Annotated in this window: 26 protein-coding genes and 1 tRNA gene; 18 read left to right on the forward strand and 9 right to left on the reverse strand. The window is 69.9% G+C overall.

Going from position 1 to position 22,311, the window contains the following annotated elements; genetic code table 11:
- The first annotated feature begins 4 nt into the window (after window positions 1–4).
- From ACWH49_RS11585 to ACWH49_RS11610, 6 genes are read left to right on the forward strand one after another with little or no spacing between them, the layout of a single operon-like run.
- Window positions 5–1,894, forward strand: a complete 1,890-nt coding sequence (locus ACWH49_RS11585; RefSeq protein ID WP_448171603.1) for an ABC transporter permease — start codon at window positions 5–7, stop codon at window positions 1,892–1,894.
- Window positions 1,891–2,658 carry an ABC transporter ATP-binding protein gene (locus ACWH49_RS11590; protein WP_448171604.1) on the forward strand — a complete coding sequence of 256 codons (768 nt, stop codon included), beginning with the start codon at window positions 1,891–1,893 and terminating at the stop codon, window positions 2,656–2,658. Before ACWH49_RS11585 ends, ACWH49_RS11590 begins: the two co-directional genes overlap by 4 nt.
- A complete protein-coding gene (locus ACWH49_RS11595) occupies window positions 2,655–3,383 on the forward strand; it encodes an ABC transporter ATP-binding protein (RefSeq protein WP_448171605.1) in 729 nt (242 codons plus the stop codon). Before ACWH49_RS11590 ends, ACWH49_RS11595 begins: the two co-directional genes overlap by 4 nt.
- A gap of 37 nt (window positions 3,384–3,420) precedes the next feature.
- Window positions 3,421–4,149, forward strand: a complete 729-nt coding sequence (pncA, locus tag ACWH49_RS11600; protein ID WP_448171606.1) for a bifunctional nicotinamidase/pyrazinamidase — start codon at window positions 3,421–3,423, stop codon at window positions 4,147–4,149.
- Window position 4,150: 1 nt separating this feature from the next.
- Window positions 4,151–4,621, forward strand: a complete 471-nt coding sequence (locus ACWH49_RS11605; RefSeq protein WP_448171607.1) for a (2Fe-2S)-binding protein — start codon at window positions 4,151–4,153, stop codon at window positions 4,619–4,621.
- Complete coding sequence (locus ACWH49_RS11610; protein WP_448171608.1) at window positions 4,618–8,160, forward strand: molybdopterin cofactor-binding domain-containing protein; 3,543 nt, start codon at window positions 4,618–4,620, stop codon at window positions 8,158–8,160. The genes ACWH49_RS11605 and ACWH49_RS11610 overlap by 4 nt, the downstream gene beginning before the upstream one ends.
- A gap of 15 nt (window positions 8,161–8,175) precedes the next feature.
- Here ACWH49_RS11610 and ACWH49_RS11615 read toward each other — a convergent pair whose 3' ends face one another.
- Together ACWH49_RS11615 and ACWH49_RS11620 are read right to left on the reverse strand one after the other, a co-directional pair.
- Window positions 8,176–8,640 (reverse strand): SET domain-containing protein, encoded by a 465-nt coding sequence (locus ACWH49_RS11615; RefSeq protein ID WP_448171609.1) that lies wholly within the window; start codon window positions 8,638–8,640, stop codon window positions 8,176–8,178.
- Window positions 8,641–8,731: 91 nt separating this feature from the next.
- On the reverse strand, window positions 8,732–9,358 hold the full coding sequence (locus ACWH49_RS11620; RefSeq protein ID WP_448171610.1) for a PEP-CTERM sorting domain-containing protein: 627 nt from the start codon (window positions 9,356–9,358) through the stop codon (window positions 8,732–8,734).
- A gap of 272 nt (window positions 9,359–9,630) precedes the next feature.
- Here ACWH49_RS11620 and ACWH49_RS11625 point away from each other — a divergent pair, with 272 nt between their 5' ends.
- The 3 genes from ACWH49_RS11625 to waaF are packed head-to-tail and all read left to right on the forward strand — an operon-like array spanning window position 9,631 to window position 11,790.
- Window positions 9,631–10,554 carry a branched-chain amino acid transaminase gene (locus ACWH49_RS11625; protein ID WP_448171611.1) on the forward strand — a complete coding sequence of 308 codons (924 nt, stop codon included), beginning with the start codon at window positions 9,631–9,633 and terminating at the stop codon, window positions 10,552–10,554.
- A gap of 2 nt (window positions 10,555–10,556) precedes the next feature.
- Complete coding sequence (locus ACWH49_RS11630) at window positions 10,557–10,760, forward strand: zinc-finger domain-containing protein (RefSeq protein ID WP_056473026.1); 204 nt, start codon at window positions 10,557–10,559, stop codon at window positions 10,758–10,760.
- Between the two features lie 4 nt (window positions 10,761–10,764).
- Complete coding sequence (waaF, locus tag ACWH49_RS11635) at window positions 10,765–11,790, forward strand: lipopolysaccharide heptosyltransferase II (RefSeq protein WP_448171612.1); 1,026 nt, start codon at window positions 10,765–10,767, stop codon at window positions 11,788–11,790.
- Here waaF and ACWH49_RS11640 read toward each other — a convergent pair.
- Both ACWH49_RS11640 and ACWH49_RS11645 read right to left on the reverse strand, forming a co-directional pair.
- Window positions 11,766–12,491, reverse strand: a complete 726-nt coding sequence (locus tag ACWH49_RS11640) for an anti-sigma factor (protein WP_448171613.1) — start codon at window positions 12,489–12,491, stop codon at window positions 11,766–11,768. The two genes, waaF and ACWH49_RS11640, sit on opposite strands and share 25 nt — an antisense overlap.
- Window positions 12,492–12,511: 20 nt before the next feature.
- Complete coding sequence (locus ACWH49_RS11645; RefSeq protein WP_056473033.1) at window positions 12,512–13,144, reverse strand: sigma-70 family RNA polymerase sigma factor; 633 nt, start codon at window positions 13,142–13,144, stop codon at window positions 12,512–12,514.
- A 104-nt stretch (window positions 13,145–13,248) separates the two neighbouring features.
- Between ACWH49_RS11645 and purU the strand changes: the two genes are divergently transcribed.
- The 4 genes from purU to ACWH49_RS11665 are packed head-to-tail and all read left to right on the forward strand — an operon-like array spanning window position 13,249 to window position 16,140.
- Entirely contained in the window at window positions 13,249–14,136 is an 888-nt protein-coding gene (gene purU, locus ACWH49_RS11650; RefSeq protein WP_448171614.1) for a formyltetrahydrofolate deformylase, read from the forward strand.
- A 9-nt stretch (window positions 14,137–14,145) separates the two neighbouring features.
- Complete coding sequence (locus ACWH49_RS11655; protein ID WP_448171615.1) at window positions 14,146–14,589, forward strand: YybH family protein; 444 nt, start codon at window positions 14,146–14,148, stop codon at window positions 14,587–14,589.
- A 12-nt stretch (window positions 14,590–14,601) separates the two neighbouring features.
- Window positions 14,602–15,591, forward strand: coding sequence for a YheT family hydrolase (locus ACWH49_RS11660; protein WP_448171616.1), 990 nt, complete (start codon window positions 14,602–14,604; stop codon window positions 15,589–15,591).
- Window positions 15,592–15,612: 21 nt separating this feature from the next.
- Complete coding sequence (locus tag ACWH49_RS11665; protein WP_448171617.1) at window positions 15,613–16,140, forward strand: DUF2946 family protein; 528 nt, start codon at window positions 15,613–15,615, stop codon at window positions 16,138–16,140.
- Here the strand turns inward: ACWH49_RS11665 and ACWH49_RS11670 are convergent, their stop codons facing one another.
- Together ACWH49_RS11670 and ACWH49_RS11675 are read right to left on the reverse strand one after the other, a co-directional pair.
- Complete coding sequence (locus ACWH49_RS11670) at window positions 16,141–16,671, reverse strand: DUF3455 domain-containing protein (protein WP_448171618.1); 531 nt, start codon at window positions 16,669–16,671, stop codon at window positions 16,141–16,143.
- Window positions 16,672–16,851: 180 nt separating this feature from the next.
- On the reverse strand, window positions 16,852–17,745 hold the full coding sequence (locus tag ACWH49_RS11675) for a c-type cytochrome (protein ID WP_448171619.1): 894 nt from the start codon (window positions 17,743–17,745) through the stop codon (window positions 16,852–16,854).
- 160 nt (window positions 17,746–17,905) lie between these two features.
- Between ACWH49_RS11675 and ACWH49_RS11680 the strand changes: the two genes are divergently transcribed.
- The 5 genes from ACWH49_RS11680 (at window position 17,906) to ACWH49_RS11700 (ending at window position 20,400) form a co-directional block, all read left to right on the forward strand.
- A tRNA-Arg gene (locus ACWH49_RS11680) sits at window positions 17,906–17,981 on the forward strand.
- Between the two features lie 86 nt (window positions 17,982–18,067).
- A complete protein-coding gene (locus ACWH49_RS11685; RefSeq protein ID WP_448171620.1) occupies window positions 18,068–19,078 on the forward strand; it encodes an opioid growth factor receptor-related protein in 1,011 nt (336 codons plus the stop codon).
- A 111-nt stretch (window positions 19,079–19,189) separates the two neighbouring features.
- On the forward strand, window positions 19,190–19,372 hold the full coding sequence (locus ACWH49_RS11690; RefSeq protein ID WP_056473057.1) for a DUF3606 domain-containing protein: 183 nt from the start codon (window positions 19,190–19,192) through the stop codon (window positions 19,370–19,372).
- 7 nt (window positions 19,373–19,379) lie between these two features.
- Window positions 19,380–19,601 carry a hypothetical protein gene (locus tag ACWH49_RS11695; RefSeq protein WP_448171621.1) on the forward strand — a complete coding sequence of 74 codons (222 nt, stop codon included), beginning with the start codon at window positions 19,380–19,382 and terminating at the stop codon, window positions 19,599–19,601.
- Window positions 19,602–19,713: 112 nt separating this feature from the next.
- A complete protein-coding gene (locus ACWH49_RS11700; protein ID WP_448171622.1) occupies window positions 19,714–20,400 on the forward strand; it encodes a dienelactone hydrolase family protein in 687 nt (228 codons plus the stop codon).
- 26 nt (window positions 20,401–20,426) lie between these two features.
- On the opposite strand, the gene ACWH49_RS11705 is transcribed toward ACWH49_RS11700, so the two are convergent.
- From ACWH49_RS11705 to glxR, 3 genes are all read right to left on the reverse strand, one after another.
- Window positions 20,427–20,981, reverse strand: coding sequence for a hypothetical protein (locus tag ACWH49_RS11705; RefSeq protein WP_448171623.1), 555 nt, complete (start codon window positions 20,979–20,981; stop codon window positions 20,427–20,429).
- A 22-nt stretch (window positions 20,982–21,003) separates the two neighbouring features.
- Window positions 21,004–21,249: a GlsB/YeaQ/YmgE family stress response membrane protein gene (locus ACWH49_RS11710; protein WP_448171624.1), complete on the reverse strand. Its 246-nt coding sequence runs from the start codon at window positions 21,247–21,249 to the stop codon at window positions 21,004–21,006.
- Window positions 21,250–21,407: 158 nt separating this feature from the next.
- Window positions 21,408–22,289, reverse strand: coding sequence for a 2-hydroxy-3-oxopropionate reductase (glxR, locus tag ACWH49_RS11715; RefSeq protein WP_448171625.1), 882 nt, complete (start codon window positions 22,287–22,289; stop codon window positions 21,408–21,410).
- Window positions 22,290–22,311 lie beyond the last annotated feature (22 nt).

Consider the following 22,311-nt stretch of genomic DNA (forward strand, 5'->3'; position numbering starts at 1 on the left):
CCGCATGAACTTCTCCGGCCTCGTCGTCCAACTCCTCAACGGCCTGGCCGGCGCCTCTTCGCTGTTCCTCGTCGGTGCCGGGCTGTCGCTGATCTTCGGCGTCACCCGCATCGTCAACTTCGCGCACGGCTCGTTCTACATGCTGGGCATCTACATCGCCTACATGCTGACCGAGAAGCTCGGCGGTGGCCTGTGGTTCTGGCCGGCGCTGCTGCTCGCGTCGCTCGCCGTCGGCGTGATCGGCGCGGTCGTCGAGGTCGTGCTGTTGCGCCGCGTCTACCGCGCACCCGAGCTGTTCCAGTTGCTCGCCACGTTCGCGCTGATGCTGGTGATCAAGGACGCCGCGCTGTGGATGTGGGGCGCCGAAGACCTGCTCGGCCCGCGCGCGCCGGGGCTCTCGCACGCGGTGCCCATCCTTGGCCGCATGTTCCCGACCTACGACCTGTTCCTCATCGTCGTCGGCCCATTGGTGCTCGGCCTGTTGTGGCTGCTGCTGACCAAGACGCGCTGGGGCACGCTGGTGCGCGCCGCGACGCAGGACCGCGAGATGGTCAGCGCGCTCGGCGTCAACCAGGCGTGGCTGTTCACCGCGGTGTTCGCGCTCGGCACGATGCTCGCCGGCCTGGGCGGCGCGCTGCAACTGCCGCGCGAGCCCGCCAATCTGGGGCTCGACCTGGCGACGATCGGCGATGCGTTCGTCGTCGTCGTGGTCGGCGGGATGGGCTCGATCCCGGGCGCCTATGTGGCCGCGCTGCTGATCGCCGAGATCAAGGCGATCTGCATCGGCATCGGCGCGGTCGAGATCTTCGGCATCGCATTCTCGTTCTCGAAGCTGACGCTGGTCGTCGAGTTTCTCGTGATGGCGGTCGTGCTGGTCGTGCGGCCGTGGGGGCTGATGGGCAAGCCGCAGGCGGTGAGCCGCAATTCGGCACCGGCCGAAGCGCCGCTGCGCCAGGCGGACGCCGCGCTGAAGATTGCCGGCGGCGTGCTGCTGCTGGCGCTGCTCGCATGGCCGGTCGCGACCGCGAACTCGCCGTACCTGACCGTGCTCGCGATCGACCTGCTGACCGCGGCGCTCTTCGCGACCAGCCTGCACTTCATCATGGGCCCGGCCGGCATGCACTCCTTTGGCCACGCCGCGTACTTCGGCCTCGGCGCCTACGGCGCGGCGCTGCTGGTGCGTTCGCTCGGGCTGCCGATGGAGCTGACGCTGCTGCTGTCGCCGCTGGTCGCCGCCGTCGGCGCGCTTGTGTTCGGCTGGTTCTGCGTGCGGCTGTCGGGCGTGTACCTCGCGATGCTGACGCTGGCGTTCTCGCAGATCGTCTGGTCGGTCGTGTTCCAGTGGGACGACTTCACCGGCGGCAGCAACGGGCTGACCGGCGTCTGGCCGGCCGAGTGGCTGGCCGACAAGCGCACCTACTACTACCTGACGCTCGCGCTCGTGGTCGGCGGCATCCTGCTGATCCGCCGCGCGCTGTTCGCACCGTTCGGCTACGCGATGCGCGCGGGCCGCGATTCGCCGCTGCGCGCCGACGCGATCGGCATCGACGTGAAGCGCATCCAGTGGGTCGCGTTCGTGATCGCCGCGGTCTTCGCGGGGCTGGCCGGCGCGCTGTACGCGTTCTCGAAAGGCAGCATCTCGCCCGACACGGTGGCGGTCGGCCGCTCGGTCGACGGCCTGGTGATGGTGCTGCTCGGCGGGCTGCAGACGCTCGCCGGCCCGATCGTCGGCGCGGTCACGTTCACGTGGCTGCAGGACGCCGTCGCGCGCAACACCGATTACTGGAAGGCCCTGCTCGGCGGCATCATCCTGCTGCTCGTGTTGGTGTTCCCGCAGGGCATCGCCGGCTTTGTCGGCGGGCTGTTCGATCGGCGCCGGGAGGCCAAGGCATGAGCCTGCTCAAGGTCATCAACCTCGGCAAGAGCTTCGGCGGCAACCGCGCGGTCGATGGCGTGAGCTTCGAGGTCGCGGCCGGCGAATTGCTGGCGCTGATCGGGCCGAACGGCGCGGGCAAGTCGACCACGTTCAACATGGTCAACGGGCAGCTGCGCGCCGACACCGGCTCGATCACGCTCGATGGCGTCGAGCTGATCGGCCGCAAGCCGCGCGACATCTGGCACCGCGGCGTCGGGCGCACCTTCCAGATCGCCGAGACCTTCGCGTCGCTGACGGTTGTCGAGAACGTGCAGATGGCGCTGCTCTCGGCCGATGCCAAGCTCTACCAGCTGTGGCGGCGGGCGGCGATGCACCGTCGCAACGACGCGCTCGCGCTGCTGGCGCAGGTCGGCATGCAGGCGCAGGCCGATCGGCCGTGCAGGGAGCTGGCGTATGGCGACGTCAAGCGCGTGGAACTGGCGATCGCGATGGCCAACGATCCCAAGCTGCTGCTGATGGACGAGCCGACCGCCGGCATGGCGCCGAAGGAGCGCAACGAGCTGATGGCGTTGACCAAGCGGCTCGTCGTCGAGCGTGGCCTGGCCGTGCTGTTCACCGAGCACAGCATGGACGTGGTGTTCGCGCATGCCGACCGAATGATCGTGCTCGCGCGCGGGCGGCTGATCGCCGAAGGCCAACCGGCCGAGATCCGCGACCACCCGAAGGTGCAGGAGGTGTACTTCGGCACCGGCAAGACCTTCGAAAAGAAAGTCGCGGCATGAGCGCGCCGCTGCTCGAAGCGAAGGGCCTGAACGCCTGGTACGGCGCCGCGCACATCCTGTTCGACGTCGACCTGCAGGTGCACCGCGGCGAGGTCGTCGCGCTGATGGGGCGCAACGGCGCCGGCAAGTCGACGACGCTGAAGACGCTGATGGGCCTGCTCGCCAAGCGCAAGGGCACGATCCACTTCCTCGGCACCGACGTGTCGAAGGCCGACCCGCACGACGTGGCCCGCGCCGGCCTCGGCTATGTGCCGGAGGACCGCCGCGTGTTCGCCGATCTGACGGTGATGGAGAACCTCGAGGTGGGCAAGCAGCCACCGCGCACCTGGGCCGACGGCAGCGCCGCGCCGGTCTGGACGCCGGAGAAGCTGTTCAAGCTCTTCCCCAACCTCGGCGAGATGCCGGACCGCCCGGGCGGCCGCATGAGCGGCGGCGAGCAGCAGATGCTGACGGTCGCGCGCACGCTGATGGGCAACCCGTACCTCGTGCTGCTCGACGAGCCGAGCGAGGGCGTCGCGCCGGTGATCGTCGAGCAGATGGCGCAGATGATCCTCGAGCTGAAGGCGCAGGGCGTGAGCATCCTGCTGTCCGAACAGAACATGCATTTCGCGGAGCTGGTGTCCGACCGGGCCTATGTGCTCGAGAAGGGCCAGATCCGCTACCAGGCTTCGATGGCCGAACTCGCGGTCAACGAAGACGTGCGGCGGGCCTACCTGAGCGTCTAGCTGCACCACCATCCAGCACACCACCGGAGGTTTCGTCATGCACCACCCCACCCGCAGATCCCTGTTGAAGGCCTTGTCCGGCGCCGGCGCGCTGGCGGCCACCGGCTTCTCGGCCACCGGCGCCATCGCCGCCGCCAAGTTCACCCCCGACGCGAAGAGCGCGCTGATCGTCGTCGACGTGCAGAACTGCTTCGTCACCGGCGGCACCCTGCCGGTCAAGGACGGCGAGGCCGTCGTGCCGGTGATCAACAAGCTGGCCGCGGCGTTCCAGAACATCGTCGTCACGCAGGACTGGCACACGCCGGGCCACGCCTCGTTCGCGAGCACCTATCCCGGCAAGAAGCCGTTCGAGACCACCAAGCTGAGCTACGGCACGCAGGTGCTGTGGCCCGACCACTGCGTGCAGGGCACGGCCGACGCCGACCTGCACAAGGACCTGAAGCTGCCGACCGCGCAGATCATCATCCGCAAGGGCTTCCACAAGGAGATGGACAGCTACTCGGCGATCGAGGAGGCCGACCACAAGACCGCCACCGGCCTGGCCGGCTACCTGAAGGCGCGCGGCATCAAGACGCTGTACGTGACAGGTCTCGCGACCGACTTCTGCGTCGCCTGGACCGCGATGGACGCGCGCAAGGCCGGATTCAACGTCTACGTGATCGAGGACGCGACCCGCGCGATCGACCTGAACGGCTCGCTCGCCGCCGCCTGGAAGCAGATGACGGCCAAGGGCGTGAAGCGGATCCAGGCCAGCGACATCGCCTGACGTGCCGGCGATCGCGTTGACCGTCAACGGCCGCGCCCACGCGCTGGCCGTGCCGCGCGATGCACCGCTGCTGAACGTGCTGCGCAACGACCTCGGGCTGAACGGTCCGAAGTACGGCTGCGGGCTGGGCGAGTGCGGCGCCTGCACGGTCTTGGTCGACGGCGTCGAGGCGCGGTCGTGCGTGATCCCGGTCGGTGGTGTCGAGGGCCGTGCGATCACCACGCTCGAGGGCCTGGGTCGCGACGGCCAGTTGCACCCGGTGCAGCAGGCCTTCATCGACTGCCAGGCCGCGCAGTGCGGCTACTGCCTGAACGGGATGATCGTCAGCACCGTCGCGTTGCTGCAGCGTTACCCGCAGCCGACCGAGCGGCAGGCGCGCGACGCGCTCGCGCACAACCTGTGCCGCTGCGGCACGCACCTCGAGATCCTGCAGGCGGTCCAGCGCGCAGCCGGGCTGCTGGCGCCGCGATGACCGGCCTGCGCGCGCAGACGCCGCATTCGCGCGCCGACCTGCGCGCCGCGACGGGCGTGTTGCTGGTGTCGCGCCCGCCGCCGCCCGCGGGCGTTCCGGCCCAAGGGCAGCCGGCCGCGGTGCCGTCCAACCCGGCCGAGGGCGACGAGATCCTGGTGGCGGTCTGGGACGACGGCAGCGTCACCGCGCTGCACGGCCATGTCGATCTGGGCACCGGCATCCGCACCGCGCTGGCGCAGATCGTCGCGGAGGAACTGGATGTCGATCTGACGGCGGTCCACGTGGTCCTCGGCAGCACCGCGATCGCGCCGAACCAGGGCGCGACGATTGCGAGCAGCTCGATCCAGATCCATGCCGAACCGCTGCGCCGCGCGGCCGCGCAGGCGCGGGCGTGGCTCGCCGCGCAGCCGGGCACGGGCGTGCGCGAGAAGCTCGCCGGCCGCCAGGTCGAACTGATGCTGACGAGCGCCGCCCCGCTGAAATCGCCGCAGGACTACCGCGTGGTGGGCCGCTCGCCGCCGCGCGTCGACATCCCTGCCAAGGCGGGTGGCGACGAGGTCTTCGTCCACGACAAGCGCGTGCCGGGCATGCTGCACGGCCGCGTCGTGCGCCCGCCGTATGCAGGCGTCGACGCCGGCGACTTCGTCGGCAACACGCTGGAGGCGGTCGACGAATCCTCGATCGCTCATATCGCAGGCATTCGCGCGGTGGTCGTGATCCGCGATTTCGTCGGCATCGTCGCCGAGCGCGAGGAGCAGGCCGACGCGGCGATGCGCACGCTGAAGGTCACCTGGCGCGACTGGCCCGGCAGCGTGCCGCTAGGCGATCTCGCCAACGCGCTGCGCAACAACCCGTCGACCCGCCGCGTGCTCGTCGATCAGGGCGATGTGGACGGCGCGATCGCCCGCGCTGCGCAGCCGCTGCAGCGCACCTACGTCTGGCCGTACCAGCTGCACGCGTCGATCGGCCCGTCGTGCGCGCTGGCAGACTGGCACCCGGACCGCATGACGGTCTGGGCCGGCACGCAGAACCCGCACGTGCTGCGCGCGGACCTCGCGACGCTGACCGGCCTGCCCGACACCGCGATCGACGTGATCCGCATGGAGGCGGCCGGGTGCTACGGTCGCAACTGCGCCGACGATGTCGCGGCCGACGCCACGCTGCTGTCGCGCGCCGTCGGCGCGCCGGTCCGCGTGCAGCTGACCCGCGAGCAGGAACACCTGTGGGAGCCGAAGGGCGCTGCGCAGCTGATGCAAGTGAACGGCGGGCTGGATGCGGGTGGCGGTGTCGCGGCCTACGATTTCCAGACCTCGTACCCGAGCAACGGCGCGCCGACGCTGGCGCTGCTGCTGACCGGCACGGTCGCCTCCGACGCGCACGCCTACGAGATGGGCGACCGCACCGCGGTGCCGCCTTACCAGGTCGACCACCTGCGCGTCGTTGCCAACGACATGCCGCCGATCCTGCGCGCCTCGTGGCTGCGCGGCGTGTCCGCGCTGCCGAACGCGTTCGCGCACGAATCGTATGTCGACGAGCTCGCCACGGCGGCAGGCGTCGACCCGGTCGAGTTCCGGCTGCGGCACCTGAAGGACGGGCGCGCGAGCGATCTCGTGAAGGCGACAGCCGCGCGTGCCGGCTGGCGCGCGCACACGCAGCCGCAGCAGCAGGCGGCCGAGGGCGATCTGCTGAAGGGCCAGGGCTTCGCCTACGCGCGCTACGTGCACAGCAAGTTTCCCGGATACGGCGCCGCGTGGGCGGCGTGGGTCGCCGATGTCGAGGTCAACCGCACGACCGGTGAGGTCCACGTCAGCCGCGTCGTCGTCGGCCAGGACGCCGGGTTGATGATCAACCCGGCCGGCGTGCAGCACCAGATCCACGGCAACGTGCTGCAGACGACCTCGCGCGCGCTGAAGGAATCGGTGCCGGTCGATGCGGCGACCCACGTGCCGGTGGCGCGTGAATGGGGCAGCTACCCGATCCTGAACTTCCGCGAGGTGCCGGTCGTCGACGTGCTGATGATGCCGCGGCCCGGCGAGCCGCCGCTGGGCGCCGGCGAGTCGTCGTCGGTGCCGGGCACCGCGGCGATCGCCAATGCGATCTTCGACGCGACCGGCGTGCGCTTTCGCGAGCCGCCGTTCACGCCGGAGGTGGTGCGCAAGGCGCTCGGGATCGAGGAGCCGGCGAAGAATCAGGCCGCCTCTTCCGCCCCGCGCTCACTTCCCTCTGATGGGAAGACCGGCGCGAGGGCGACGCGCGGCGGCGTCGCCAAGGCGGCTGCGCTGCTCATCGGCTTCGGCGCCGCTGCGCTCGGGCTGCTCGGCTGGCGTTCCACGATCGCGCCGATCGCGGCCGGCAGCGCGAACGTCTACACCGCCGCGACGATCGAGAAGGGCCGCCTCCTCGCCGCGGCCGGCGACTGCATCGTCTGCCACTCGGCGCCCGGCGGCGCGCCGAACGCGGGCGGCCGCGCGCTCGAAACGCCGTTCGGCATCGTCTATTCCACGAACCTCACGCCCGATCCGGTGCACGGCATCGGCAGCTGGTCGTTCAGCGCCTTCAAGCGCGCGATGCGCGAGGGCATCTCGCGCGACGGCCGCCACCTGTATCCGGCGTTTCCGTACACCGCCTTCACGCGCGCCACCGACGACGACCTGACCGCGCTGTACGCCTACCTGATGGCGCAGCCGCCGATCGCCGCCGCCGCGCCGCAGACCCGGCTAGCGTTCCCGTTCAGCGTGCGCCCGCTGATGGCGCTCTGGAATGCGCTGTACCTCACGCCCGGCCCGGTCGCGGCGGTCGCGACGCAGTCCGCCGAATGGAACCGCGGCGCGTACCTGGTCGACGGCGTCGGCCACTGCGGCGCCTGCCATACCGCGCGCAACGCGCTCGGCGCCGAGCGCGGCGGTGCCGGCTACCTGGCCGGCGCGATCGTCGACGGCTGGGAGGCGCCCGCACTCACCACACTCAGCCGCGCGCCGGTGCCGTGGACCGAGGCGGCGCTCTTCGACTACCTTCGCCACGGCCATTCGGCCCAGCACGGCAATGCCAGCGGGCCGATGGCGCCGGTCGTGCAGCAGCTCGCGCAACTGCCCGAGGCCGACGTGCGCGCGATGGCCACCTACCTCGCGTCGCTCACGGCGCCCGGTCCCGACGCGCGCGACGCGGCAGCACGCGTCGCGCGCAGCCAGGCGCCGGAAGCCCTCGCGACGGGGCCGGCGCAGCGGCTCTTCACGACCGCCTGCGGCGCCTGCCACCACGACGGCAGCGGCCCGCAGCTGCTCGGGCAGAACCTCCCGTTGGCCTTGAACACCAACCTGCACAGCGACCGACCCGACAACCTGCTGCGCGTGATCCTCGAGGGCATCCGCGAACCGGCGACGCGCGAGATCGGCTTCATGCCCGCGTTCCGGGACCACCTGGACGACGCGCAGATCGCGCAGCTCGCCGCCTACATGCGGCAGCGTTTCGCGCCGGACAAGCCCGCGTGGCCCGACCTCGCGGCCACCACGGCGCGCCTGCGCGCGGCGGCGTCGCACTGAGCGCGCGGGCGCGCGCTAGAGCCGGCCGACGCAGCCCGGCGCGCCGCAGCGGCAGCGCAAGCGCCCTTCGTGATGCGTCTCGCCGTAGTTGACCGTCAGTTCCTCGCCGATCGCCACGTCGCGCATCGCATAGAACTCGACCCGGCCCTGGCGAATTCGCAGCACCGCGTTGGGCCGGCAAGAGTGGTTGGTGAAGCGCAGCGGGTCGGTGGATTGCGAGGCGTCGATCGCGCGGGTCTCGCTGAGCTCGACGATCATGATCCGGTCGACGCCCTTGGCGCGCCGCCGGGCCTCGCGCACGCTGATCGATTCGCCGCGGATCTCGCCGATCTTGCGCCGCGCCGGGATCGGCTCGGCGGCGAACGCGCCCTGGCCGTCGATGCGGCTCGCGGCGACGTGCACCGCGTATTTTTGCGGGCCGGGACGCGGCGCGACCGGGGCTGGCGCCGCCGCTGCCGGAATCGGGTTCAGGGTCGGCATCGTGCGATTGTCGCGCGGTGCCTGCGCGTGCCGGCCAGACGCAAAAAACCCCGCCGAGGCGGGGTTGTCTGGCGAGCGCCTGTCAGGCGCTTCAGGCTTGCTGCTTGCGGCGGCGGGCCATGAAGCCGACGACGCCCAGGCCGGCGAGCATCAGCGCATAGGTCTCGGGTTCCGGGACGGCCGGGACGGTCGCACCGACCGAGCCGGTCGACGAACCGCTGATCACGTCTGCCGAGAAATAAGCGCCGGCGGTGCTCAGCGAAGCGAAGTCGCCGAGGACCGAGTTCAGAACCGTGAAGGTCAGCGGGTCAGCCTGTTGACCGGCGCCACCGTTCTTGCAGTCCGAGCAGTAGATGCCGAAGTCGAACGTGCCGAACGGGCTGTTGTTGCCCGGTGTCCAAGCGGCGTACGAGCCACCACCGGCGGTCATGATGTCGGTGATGTCGGTCAGCGTGACGCCTGCGCCGTTGAACGAGAACGTGGCCTTGCTGTTCTGGTTGCCTGTGGTGACGAAGTTGAAGCCGTCCGCGAGCACGACGCTGAAGTCGACGTCCGAGCCGTTCTGGGTCAGCGTGATCGTGCCGTAGTTGCCCGGCGACGGGAAGGCAGAGCCACCGTCGTTGAACGTGTAGACCGCTTGCTGAGCAAACGCGGGGAGGGCACTGGCGCAGAGGGCGACTGCGGCGGCAGCACCAAGCAGCGAGCGGGAAAATTTCATGTATGAACTCCTGAGACAGCGTTAAGGGGAAAACTTGCCGGGCTTCAACTCTCTCAACGACCCGGAGTGATTCGGCTGAGTCGATTGTGCGCGCCTGATTTTCGTTAGCAATGCACGAGACCCCCCCACTCGCGGGGGAAAAAGCTCCCAAATTGGCTTGCCGAACCCCCTAGTTTGATGGTTGGCGTCGCACTTGGTGCAAACCGGGCGTCGCGACCGCCCGAATGACCCTCTCGCCTAGAATCTCCGCTCCCGCACCTTTGGAGCTCCCCATGTCGATGGCCGACCGCGATGGAAAGATCTGGATGGACGGCACGATGGTCGACTGGCGCGACGCCAAGATCCACGTGCTGACCCACACCCTGCATTACGGATGTGGGGCCTTCGAGGGAGTGCGTGCTTACAACACCGTCAAGGGCACGGCGATCTTCCGGCTGCGCGAGCACACCGAGCGGCTCTTCAACAGCGCCAAGATCCTGCGCATGAAGATCCCGTTCAGCTTCGACGAGGTGATGCAGGCGCAACTCGCCGTCGTGCGCGAGAACAAGCTGGAGAGCTGCTACCTCCGCCCGCTGACCTGGATCGGCTCCGAGAAGCTGGGCGTTTCGCCCAAGGGCAACCAGGTCCATCTGATGGTGGCGGCCTGGCCCTGGGGCGCCTACCTCGGCGAGGAAGGCCTGAAGCGCGGCATCCGCGTGAAGATCTCGAGCTACACCCGCCACCACGTCAACATCACGATGACGCAGGCCAAGGCGGTCAGCAACTACACCAACTCGATCCTGGCCAACATGGAGGCCACCGACGACGGCTACGACGAGGCGATGCTGCTCGACGCGAACGGCTTCGTCAGCGAGGGTGCCGGCGAGAACCTGTTCGTGATCAAGAACGGCGTGGTCTACACGCCCGACCTGTCGGCCGGCGCACTCAACGGCATCACCCGCAACACCGTGTTCGCGATCTGCGCCGATCTGGGGTTGAAGGTGGTCGAGAAGCGCATCACCCGCGACGAGGTCTACATCGCCGACGAGGCCTTTTTCACCGGCACCGCCGCCGAGGTCACGCCGATCCGCGAGCTCGACCGCATCGAGCTTGGCTCCGGCTCGCGCGGGCCGATCACCGAGAAGATCCAGAGCGCGTTCTTCGACATCGTGAACGGGCGCAATCCGAAATACGCCGAGTGGCTGAGCAAGGTGTGACCATGACGACCCCTGTTGCAACGGTCGAGGTGACCGCGAACGACCTGGAAGGCCCGGGCGTGGTGTTCTGCCCGAACCCGAAGATGGCGTTGTGGAGCACCCACCCGCGCGTGTTCATCGACGTGGCCACCACCGGCGAAGGCAAGTGCCCGTACTGCGGCACCGTCTATCGCCTGAAGGCCGGCGAAAAAGTCCACGCCCATTGACGGTGTGATCCGCTCGCTGATCATCGCCCCGCAATGGATCGGCGATGCGGTGATGACCGAGCCGCTGCTGGCGCGGCTGGCCGCGCGCGGTGAGCAGCTGACGGTCGCGGCGCTGCCGTGGGTCGCGCCGGTGTACCGCGCGATGCCGCAAGTCGCCGAGGTCATCGACCTGCCGTTTGCGCATGGCCGGCTCGACTGGGCCGGGCGCCGCCGCGTCGCAGCCACGCTGCGCGGCCGCTTCGACAACGCGTATGTGCTGCCCAACTCGTTGAAATCGGCGCTGCTGCCCTGGCTGGCAGGCATCCCGCGGCGCGTCGGCTATCACGGGGAGGGTCGCTATCTGCTGCTGAACCGGCGCCTGCCGAACCCGGCGGGCCGGCCGCCGATGGTGGCGTTCTACAGCGCACTGGCCGGTGAGCCCTGCGTCGCGGGCGAACGCCCGACGCTGCGGTTCGACGCCGCGACGCTGGCGCGCGTGACCGCGGCCGCGGGCGTCGCGCCTGGGGCGTACTGGGCGTTCGCGCCCGGCGCCGAGTACGGGCCGGCCAAGTGCTGGCCGCCCGAGCACTACGCCGAACTGGCCCGCGTGCTGCATGCGCGCGGCGGGCAGACCGTGCTGCTGCTCGGCTCGGGCAAGGAGGCTGCGCTTTGCGCACAGATCGAGGCGGCGGCCGACGGCGCCTGCCGGGTGCTGGCCGGGCAGATCTCGCTGATCGACGCAATGGCGCTGATCGCGGCCGCGCGGGGCGTCGTCAGCAACGATTCAGGGCTGATGCACGTGGCGGCCGCGTTCGGCGTGCCGCAGGCCGCTGTCTTCGGCTCGACCAGCCCGGAGCACACCCCGCCCCTGAACCCACGCGCGCGGGTGCTGTGGCTGAAGGAAGAACTGCAGCTCGATTGCGCACCGTGCTTCGACCGCGTCTGCCGGTTCGGTCACACGCGCTGCCTGACCGGCGTCAGCGCCGGACGCGTCGAGCAGGCGCTCGACGACGCGCTGGGCGGGCCTCAGAGCGTCAGCTTGCCGACGTAAAGCACCGGACCGGTCGGCGCGCCGGTCGGCGAGCCGCCCGGCGGCTCCAGGCTGACGGCGAGATGGTCGGTCCCCGGCGGCAGCACCGCCTTGCGAACCACGGTGGCGCCGTTGGCCGAGATCAGCCCGAGCGAGCGCGGTGCGCCGGTGCCGGCGGCGGCCCAGAGCTCGAGCGCGCGATCGGGTTGCAGCGCAACGTTGGTGAGCGGACGGGTCACGACAGCGCGCCCGTCGCCGCTGATGCTGGCGACGAATGACGCCGGCACCACCGCGCCAGCCGGTGCCCCCGGTGCGGGCGCCGTGGCCGACAGCACCACGACGACCGGCGGCTGCACCGGGCCCGGGTTCGCGACCATCAGGCCGAGCGTCAGCGCCGCGACACCGGCAAACGCCGAGACGCCGCGCCAGAACGCCAATTGACGCCACCAGCCCGGCTCGGCCGACGAGGCGGCGTTCGCGGCGGGGGCCGGGCCGCCATGGACGCGGGCCTCGATCTTCGTCCAGACAGCCGGCGACGGCGTTTGCGGCGTGATCGCGGAGGTCAGGGGCATCAGGCGGTCGTGCCAGGCCTGCACCGCGCCGCGCAGTGCGGGGTGCGCCGGCAGCAGCGCCTCGAAGCGGCGCCGCGCCGGCCCGCGCAGCAGCCCCGCGGCGTACTCCGCGGCGAGGCGATCGGCGAGTTCGGGGCGGCTGTAGTCCATGGCGTTCTCGGGGGCGGGGCTCAGCCGCCCGCGGTACCGGCGTCGCGGCGCACCGCGGCGTCCAGGCAGCTTTTCAACGACAGCAGCGCACGCCGCACCCACGATTTCACGGTGCCGAGCGGCTGGGCCATGTTCTCGGCCACCTCCGCGTGACTCAGCCCGTCGAAGAACGCCAGCGCCACGCTCTGGCGCTGAGGCGCGCTCAGGCCCTCCATGCACGCTGCGAGCGCGCGGGCATCCGATGCCCGGCTCAGCAGATCGAGCGGGCCGGGCGCGTCGCTGGCCACGGTGTCGTACACGTCGGAATCCTCGTTGTCGGGGTTGGAGAAATGGGTCTGCAACTGCGGCTGGGTTTGCGTGCGGCGCAGGCTGTCGATCGCGCGGTTGCGCGCAATGCTCGTCAGCCAGGTCAAGGGCTGGCTTTGGGCAGCATCGAAGCTTCGCGCCGCGCGCCAGACGTTGACATACACCTCCTGGAGAATGTCCTCGGCCTGGGCCCGGTCACGCTGGATACGCAGGATCACGCCCAGCAGATGCGGGCTGCTGCGCTCGTAGAGCGTGGCAAATGCCGCACGATCGCCGAGACCCGAGCGCGCAAGGAGCCTCGAAAGCTCGAGGCTGCGTTCGGACCAGTCGCTTTGGGGCGTCGGCATCGGTGGTGGCTTGTTCCGGCGGGGTCGATCGGGGCGCGGGCGCGGCGCCGGGCGCGGTTTCACGGGTCGTTCGTACAATCGAACGCGGAGCGAAGCCTATCCTAATGTCCGAACACCGCGAATTCATCCTGACCCTGTCCTGTCGCGACACCAAGGGCATTGTTTACGCCGTGTCCGGACTGCTGTACGAAGCCGGCTGCAACATCCTCGACTCCCAGCAGTTCGGCGACGTGCTCAGCAGCGACGCCACCGGCCTGTTCTTCATGCGGGTGCATTTCGAGGCGCCGCCGGCGTTGGCAACCGACCCTGCGGCGCTGGAAGCGCTGGTCGCGCCGCTGCGCGAACGCTTCGCGATGGACCTGCAGGTGCACGCGCTGGCGCGCCGCCCGCGGCTGCTGCTGATGGTCAGCAAGCACGGCCACTGCCTGAACGACCTGCTGTTCCGCTGCCAGTCGGCCCAGTTGCCGGCGGAGATCGCCGCCGTCGTCTCCAACCACCCCGATTTCGCCGAGCTGTGCGCGAGCCACGGCGTGCCGTTCCACCACCTGCCGCTCGCCACCGGCGCGAGCGCCGAGGCCAAGCGCGCGCAGGAGCAGCAGGTCGAGCGGCTGATCGCCGCCGAGCAGATCGACCTGGTCGTGCTGGCGCGCTACATGCAGATCCTGAGCCCGGCGTTCTGCGAGTTCCTGCGCGGCCGCGCGATCAACATCCACCACAGCTTCCTGCCGAGCTTCAAGGGGGCGAAGCCGTACTACCAGGCGCACGAACGCGGCGTGAAGCTGATCGGCGCGACCGCGCACTATGTGACGGCCGAACTCGACGAGGGGCCGATCATCGAGCAGGACGTCGAGCGGGTCGACCACTCGCGCGGGCCGGAGGACTTCACCGCGGTCGGCCGCGACGTGGAGAGCGTCGTGCTCGCGCGTGCCGTGCGCTGGCATGTCGAGCACCGTGTGCTGATCAACGGCCGCAAGACCGTCGTGTTCACCTGAGAGCCCCCGATGGCCCGCAGCAAACCCGCCCCGCCGATCGCCTCGCCCGACGAGATCGAGCAGCAGTTCTACGAGGCGCTGCAGCGCGGCGACCTGGAGCGGCTGATGGCCGTCTGGTCGGACGACGAGGAGATCAGCTGCGTGCACCCGGGCGGGCCGCGGGTGGTCGGCGCGACCGCGATCCGCTCGGCCTTCGAATCGATCTTCGCCAACGGCGCGGTCAACGCGCAGCCCGAGAAGGTGCGGCGCCTGCAGACCCACGACTGCGCGGTCCACAGCGTGCTCGAGCACATCCAGGTCATGACGGCCGAGGGGCCACAGTCGGCCTGGGTGGTCGCGACCAACGTCTACGTCAACGGCGCGCGCGGCTGGCGGCTGGTGTCGCACCACGCGAGCCCGGGTTCGCCGCGCGAGGTCCAGGAGATCGTCGAGGCGGCGTCGGTCCTGCACTGATCCGCGCCGCGAATGGACGACGCTGGCTATCTCGCGCCGCGCTGGCTGATCGGCGGCAACGCCCAGACGATCTGGCCGGCGCTGTTCGGCAAGCGCTTCGACGGGCCAGTGCCGACGTTCCGCCGCGAGCGCTGGGACACGCCGGATGGTGACTTCATCGACGTGGATTGGCAGGTCTCGCCGAGCGCTCGCGACGCGACGACCGAGCGGCCACTGCTGGTGCTCTTCCACGGCCTCGAGGGCTCGTCCGGCAGCCACTACGCCCAGGCCTTCGCGCACTGGGCGCGCGCGAACGGCTGGGATTTCGTGGTGCCGCACTTCCGCGGCTGCTCGGGCGAGCTCAACCGCGCACCGCGCGCCTACCACTCGGGCGACTTCGAGGAGATCGGCTGGGTGCTGCAGCGCATACGCGCGGGACGACTCGGCAGGATCGCCGCGGTCGGCGTCTCGCTCGGCGGCAACGCGCTGCTGCGCTGGGCCGAGGAGGCGGGCGAGAGCGCGGCGCGGATCGCCGACGCGGTGTGCGCGGTCTCGTCGCCGATCGACCTGGCGGCCGGCGGGCGGGCGATCGGCACCGGCTTCAACCGGCAGGTCTACACCCGCATGTTCCTGCGCACGATGAAGCCCAAGGCGTTGGCCAAATTGGCGCAGCACCCGGGCCTGTTCGACCGCGAGCAGCTGCTGGCCGCGCGCACGCTGTACGACTTCGACAATGTGTTCACCGCGCCGCTGCACGGCTTTCGCGATACCGACGACTACTGGTCCCGCGGCTCGGCCAAGCCGCACCTGCACCGCATCCGCATCCCGGCGCTGGTGCTGAACGCGCTCAACGATCCGTTCGTGCCGGCCGCGTCGCTGCCGCTGCAGCGGGACGTGGGGCCGTCGGTCACGCTGTGGCAGCCGCGGCATGGCGGGCACGTCGGCTTCCCGGGCGGGCGCTGGCCGGGCCACGTTCTCACCTTGCCCGAGCGGGTCATGGGCTGGATCCAGGCCGCGATCTAAGATTTGCGTCAGCATCGAAGGATGGACGACATCGTCAAGCAGGCCCTCAAGAAGTGGCCGAACGTGCCCCACTGCTACGACTGGCTCGCGCTCGACGCGCGCGGCGACTGGTACATGCGCGACGAGCGCATCCAGCACGCCGGGCCGTTCCCGCAGGTGAAGGGCAGCCGCATCCAGCACGAGAAGCTGCGCGAGTTCATCGAGCGCAACTACCTCCACGACGACGCGGGCTGCTGGTTCTTCCAGAACGGGCCGCAGCGGGTCTATGTCGAACTCGAGGCGGCGCCGTGGGTCTGGCGTCTCGGTGGTGAAGCGAACGCGCCGACGATCACCAGCCACACCGGCCGAGCTGCGCAGTTCCAGAGCGCGTGGCTGGACGAGCACGGCCGCCTCTTCCTGGCGACGGACCTCGGCCTGGGCGTGGTCCACACGCTGGACATGGAGCTGGCCGCAGACGCGGTCGAAGCGGGTCGGTGGCCGCCCACCGAGATCCGCTTCGACGAACTGTCGGAACGCTTCGGCTTCGTGCTGAAGCCGAAGAAGGCCTGATCACATCCCGTAGAACACGTAGTCGGCTTCGTACGCGACGACCTGGCGCTTGCCCTTGCCCATCGCATCGCAGGCCATCGCCGGCGCCACGCCGCCCTTGGTGTTCAGGCGCTGGATGTAGCTGACGCCGGTCATCGCGCCCGCGCCCATCGCCGGGTCGGCCTTCACGAGCTGCAGCGGGATGCTGCCCGGCTTCGCCGGCGCGACCGCGACCTGCTTGCCGGTGACCTTCGAGCCGTCGGCCGCTTCCCAGGTCGGGCCGGCGTAGTACTTGCCGACCATCTTCTTGTCGGCGCCGTAAAGCGTCGCGACCGGGCCGACGAACGCCCACTCGTGTGCGCCCGCCATGTCCTTCTTCTCGCGGCATTCGTAGGTGATCTCGCCGGTGGCGGACGTGGCCATCATCAGCTTCTGGCCGGCCGGCACGCGCACGGCCTCCGGCAGGGCGGCGTTGTCCACCTTCATCATCATCGGGCTGGTGGCGCAGGCGCCGAGAACGGCTGCGGCGGCAATCATCAGGACGGTCTTCATGGGTGGGCTCCTCTGGGGTTGTTGGATGTGGCGCGATGGGCCACGCCCGACACCTACGGCCGGACCGTGCAACTGGATGCAGCCGCGGCAAAAACCTCCTTGGCGCCGCGAGGCCATTGCGCCGCGTGCGGACGCAAAAAAGCCGGCCCAGGGCCGGCTCGTTCGCGAACGCGGGCAGGACTATTTCGATGCATTGACCATGTAGGTCACGACCGCCTTGATCTCGGCGTCCGAAGCGGTCGAGCCGCCCTTCGGCGGCATCGCGCCCTTGCCTTTGATGGCGATGGCGGTGACGCCGTCGATGTCCTTCGCTTCGGCCAGGCGCGCGGCCCAGGCTGCCTTGTCACCCACCTTCGGTGCGCCCGCGACGCCGGTGGCGTGGCAGGTCTGGCACAGCTGCGTGTAGAGCGCCGGCACGGCACCCGCGGCATCCGCCTTCGCCGGTGCGGCGGCCGCGACAACCGGCGCTGCCACCGGAGCAGCCGCCGAAGCGGCCGGGGCCGCCATTGGCGCCGGCGCTGCCGCCGTGGTGGCGGCCGCTGCCGAGGCGCCGGCGGCCGGGGCCTTCGGCTCGTCGAACTTGCCGCCGGCCTTGTTCGCCATGTAGACCACCGCGCGGCCGATTTCGAGATCGGTGTAGTCGCCACCGCCTTGCGCGCCCATGTTGCCCTTGCCGGCCAGCGCCGAGTGCAGCAGCGCGTCGTAGCCGGTCTTCAGGCGCGGGCCCCAGGCATCGGCGTCGCCGAGCTTCGGCGCGCCGACGAGGCCGGCGGTGTGGCAGGTCGTGCACTGGGCCGCAAAGACCTGCTCGCCGGTCTTCAGGGTCGACAGGTCCGAAGCGTCTTTCACCTGCACCATGCCGACCGGGCGGATGCGCTCGGCCACAGCGGCGGGCGCGAGCGCCTCGGTGCCGGCCGCGGGCCGGTGGTCGCTGGTCACGTATTCAACCAGCAGCACGATCACGATGACCGGTACGACGAACGCATACAGGACCGCGAGGATCAGTTGCTTGGGCGTCTTGATGGGGCCTTCGTGCGGGCCATCGTGATCGTGCTGGTTCTGGGCGTCGCTCATGAGATCCTCAAACTGCGCAAATCGGGGAGGCGGGGAGGGCCGGCGAGCCCCGAGCCCCGAAAGGCCCCGCGCAAAACCTCGGAATTATAGGGCCGACGCCCAGCTCACCCGCCGCCGCGACCGGGGGTCCGCAAGGGGCGCTGATAGAATCGCGGGCGTCGCGTCCGTAGCTCAATGGATAGAGTACTGCCCTCCGAAGGCAGGGGTTGCTGGTTCGATCCCAGCCGGGCGCACCACCGCAGAATTCGCGTGATCGGCAGCCCGCCCGCCACCGGCTCCGCCGCACTGTGACACAGCGACACTTCCGGACTCCGTGGACCGCATGCAGCGCCTGTTCGTCGACGCCGAGTTCAATCCCGCCCCCGACGCAAAGCAGCTGCCGGCCATCGGCCTGATCTCCGAAGATGGGTCGGCCAGCTGCTATTTGGGCATCCACGACGAGGCGGAAACCCCCGAGACGGCCGACCGCTCGAACGCCAAAGTGGTCCCGTTGTTCGGACGCGCGCCCGGCGCCCAGAGGGCCGGTCTGGCGGTGCTCGGGCGCAGATTGGGGAGTTTCCTGAGGGAGCTCGGCGAGCCCGTTTCCCTCTGCTACGACGACCGGTCCGCGTGGCAACTCGTGGAGGCCGCGTTGATGGCCGCCGGTTGCTGGAAGGAGCTCGCGCCACACATCCATGCGCGCAACGTCCACGCGGAAGTCGCGGACGGCAACACCGGCGAGTCTTCATCGCCAGTCGCGCCGAGGCTTGCGCTCGAGCGGGCAAGGGCGCTGCGTACGCGCTGGTTGTGCCGCCCGGCGCTGGACAGGACCCGCTACGGAGTTCTCAGATCGTTCCTGGGGTACCGCGGCCTGGACAGCCACGGCAGTACCTTGTTCACGATGCTGTCACAGAGCGACGAATGGATGGGTGCGCACACGACGTTCATCCAGTGGATGCTACCGACCGCCGAGAGAAGCATGTTCACTCAGCGCGGCCCGTTGCTGACGTCGGATGAAATCGAGCGGCTGTCGCTGGATCATCGCGTTCGTGCCGGCATCGCATTGAGCAGGGATCGGGTACTCCGGTATCTGGGCCTCGAACTGCGGGAAGGTCTGCTGCTGAAGCGAGAGAGCTGGCAGGACTCCTCGGAATGGTCGCGTGTAGCGGGCCCCGATGATCTGCGGGTCAGCCGACTGCTTCGATCGCTCGTTCTGTTCGGCCTGGCCGAGGACGCGCGGGCGTTGTATCGAGGCCTGGAGTCGCTGGTCCGCGGGGCCAGGAGCGAGGAGGCGGCCGAGCAGGTGCTGGGCTACTGGCGCGCGGCGTCGTTCAAGGAGACCGGCCAGCCCTGATGAGGGGTCTCGAGAGCGCCGCTGTCGGACAGCACCGTCAACGACACGCGCCGTTCTCTCGCATCGGTCGCGCGCCGGATCGACGCATTTGCGTTCGACAGGAGCACCCACATGTCCGATGACAAGACCAAGGTTGGCGGCCAGGACCGCGCCCGCATCAACATCGATGAGGATTACGAACTCGCCGACTGGTCGAAGAAGTTCGGCGTCTCGAAGGAGCGCCTGAAGGAGGCCGTGGCCGCTGTGGGCGACCGCGCCAGCCGGGTCGAGTCGTACCTGCAGTCGCGCCGCTGAACCTGCCATGCGCCTCGCCCTCATCCTCATCCCGGCGGCGCTCGTCGTCGCGCTCGCCGGCTGCGACAAGCGGACCCCCGCCGACGTGCCGAACCCTGCGCCTACCGCACCGACCGTGACCAGCGCGCCCGTCGGCGTCGTCCCGGCCTCGTCGCCCGCGTCCGATCCCTCCGTGCCGTCGGCTGCGTCGGTCGTGTCCTTGCCGGCCTCGTCTGCGAGCGCGCCGTAGCCCGGCGGCGTCAGGGTCGATCGAATTGCGCTAAAAGCCCGGGTGGCCTTGCCGCGTGGACCACGCGGTGGTGAACAAGTCCCCCTCGAACCAGCAACCCGGAGCGCCGTTCATGCCTTCATCGACGATCACCCTCACCGCTGCCGACGGCTTCACGTCGTCGGCCTATCTCGCCGAACCTTCCGGGACGCCGAAAGGCGCCATCGTCGTGCTTCAGGAGATCTTCGGCGTCAACTCGCACATCCGGCAGGTCGCTGACGGGTATGCCAGGGCCGGCTACCTCGCGATCGCGCCGGCGACGTTCGACCGCATCGAACGCGGCATCGATCTGGGATACACGCCGGACGACATGGCTCGCGGCATGCGCCTGAAGGCGGCCGTCGAGGCGCTGCCCGCGCCCGGCGTGCTGCAGGACGTCCAGGCCGCGGTCGACCGGGTCGCGGCGGCCGGCAAGGTCGGCATCGTCGGCTACTGTTGGGGCGGACTGCTGGTGTGGCGTGCAGCAGAGTCCGTGCGCGGGCTGTCAGCAGCCGTCGCGTACTACGGGGGCGGCATGACGGTCGGCAGCGAGCCATCGCGCCGCCCCGCGGTGCCGACGCTGGCGCATTTCGGTGACCAGGACGCGCACATCAGCGTCGAGAGCGTGAAGGCGTTCGAGCAGGCGCAGCCGGGCGTGGAGGTCCACCTGTACGCCGCCAACCATGGCTTCAACTGCGACCAGCGCGGTTCCTACAACGCCGGTGCCGCAGCCACGGCGCTCGAACGTTCGCTCGCTCACTTCGGCCGGCACGTCGGCTAGACGCGCTCGTCGGCGACCCGGCGGCGTCAGCCGCGCGCGCGTTCGGCCATCTTGGCCAGCGCGATCGTCAGCGCGGCGCTGCCCACGGTCTTCACCAGCGTCGGGTGTTCGGCGTAGAAGTTGCTGAGCCGGTCGATGATGCCGGGATCGGCCTGCTGGGCGTGGTCGACGAGGACCTCGACCTGCTCCGGCGAAAGCTGCGAGGCCTGGGCAGGCGTCAGCGCGGGCACGACGGCGCCGCCGCCGGAGAGTTCGCCGAGCAAGCCGCCCAGCCCACCGAGCGCGCCGGCGCCCGACGCGCCCTTGTTCAGCAACGACGCCAGCACGGCCGGCCCCATCGAGGCGATCAGCGAGTTCAACATCCCGGCCTGCTGGTTCGGGTTGGCCTGGCCGAACATCTGCCCGGCCATCTGGCCGAATGCAGGCGTCTGGTCGGAGCGAAACATCGCCGCCAGCCCGGCGCTGAGGATGTCGGTCGGCGCCGCCTGCGCCGCCTGATCGAAGTGGTTTTCGGTGTGCTGGCCGGCGGCGACCGGGCCGCCGATATACTGCTGAAGCAGGCTGCCGAGATCGAATGACATAAGGTGTTCCTTGAAAAGGGGATTACTTCTTCGTCGCGAGGTGGTAGCCCAGCAGCAGCACGACGGCGCCGATGACCGCGCCGATGAACCCCGCCGATTGCCCGGCGGTGTAAAGGCCCATGAAACGGCCGAGAAAGGTGGCGACCAGCGAGCCGCCAATGCCCAGCGCGCTGGTCAGCAGGAAGCCGCTGGGGCCGCTTCCCGGCGTCAGCAGCTTGGCAACGAAGCCGGCCAGCAGGCCGATCAGAATGATCCAGACGAGATTCACGCGCACTCCGAGACGATTGGCCGCTTGAACAGCGGCGACGCGCGAGTCTCGGAGGCGGCGGGCATTCGCGCAAACGATTGCGCGACCCTCTCGGACCTAGCACCGAAAGTTTCGGTGCGTGTGGCCTTTGCGGCCACACGGTCGTGAAACCTTACCGCTCAGGCGACGGCGTGCGCCGCCATCAGCTCCAGCGCCTGCACCAGCGCCGAGTGGTCCAGGTCCTGCCCACCGTTGGCGGCACAGGCCTGCATCAGCTGCGCCGCGCCGGCCGTCTGCGGCAGCGCGACGCCGAGCGCGCGCGCGCCGGCCAGCGCCAGGCTCAGGTCCTTCTGGTGCAGCCCGATCCGGAAGCCCGGCGCGAAGGTGCGCTTGATCATCCGCTCGCCGTGCACCTCCAGGATGCGGCTGGCCGCGAAGCCGCCCATCAGCGCCTGGCGCACCTTGGCCGGGTCGGCGCCGGCCTTGCTGGCGAACACCAGCGCCTCGCCGACCGCCGCGATGTTCATCGCGACGATGATCTGGTTGGCGACCTTGCAGGTCTGGCCGTCGCCGTTGCCGCCGACGAGGGTGATGTTCTTGCCCATCAGCTCGAAGAGGGGCTTGACGCGCTCGAACACCGCCTCCGGCCCGCCGACCATGATCGTCAGCGTGCCGGCCTTGGCGCCGACCTCGCCGCCGGAGACCGGCGCGTCGAGATAGTCGCCGCCGAGCGCGTTGATGCGCCGGGCGAAGTCCTTGGTCTCGATCGGCGAGATCGAGCTCATGTCGACGACGGTCTTGCCCTTCGACAGGCCGGCAGCGACGCCATCGTCCGCGAACAGCAACTTCGCGACGTCCGGCGTGTCCGGCACCATCGTGAAGACGATGTCGGCGCGCTCGGCCACTTCCTTGGCGCTGGCGCAGCGCAACGCGCCGGCTGCCAGCACCTCGGGCTTGGGCTCGCTACGGGTGTGGATGAACAGCTCGTGGCCCCCGGCCGCCAGGCGCAGCGCCATCGGCGTGCCCATGATGCCCAGGCCGATGAATCCCAACTTGCTCATGTCGATTGCTCCGATGTCAGTG

It is taken from the genome of Rhizobacter fulvus, from assembly GCF_964020785.1.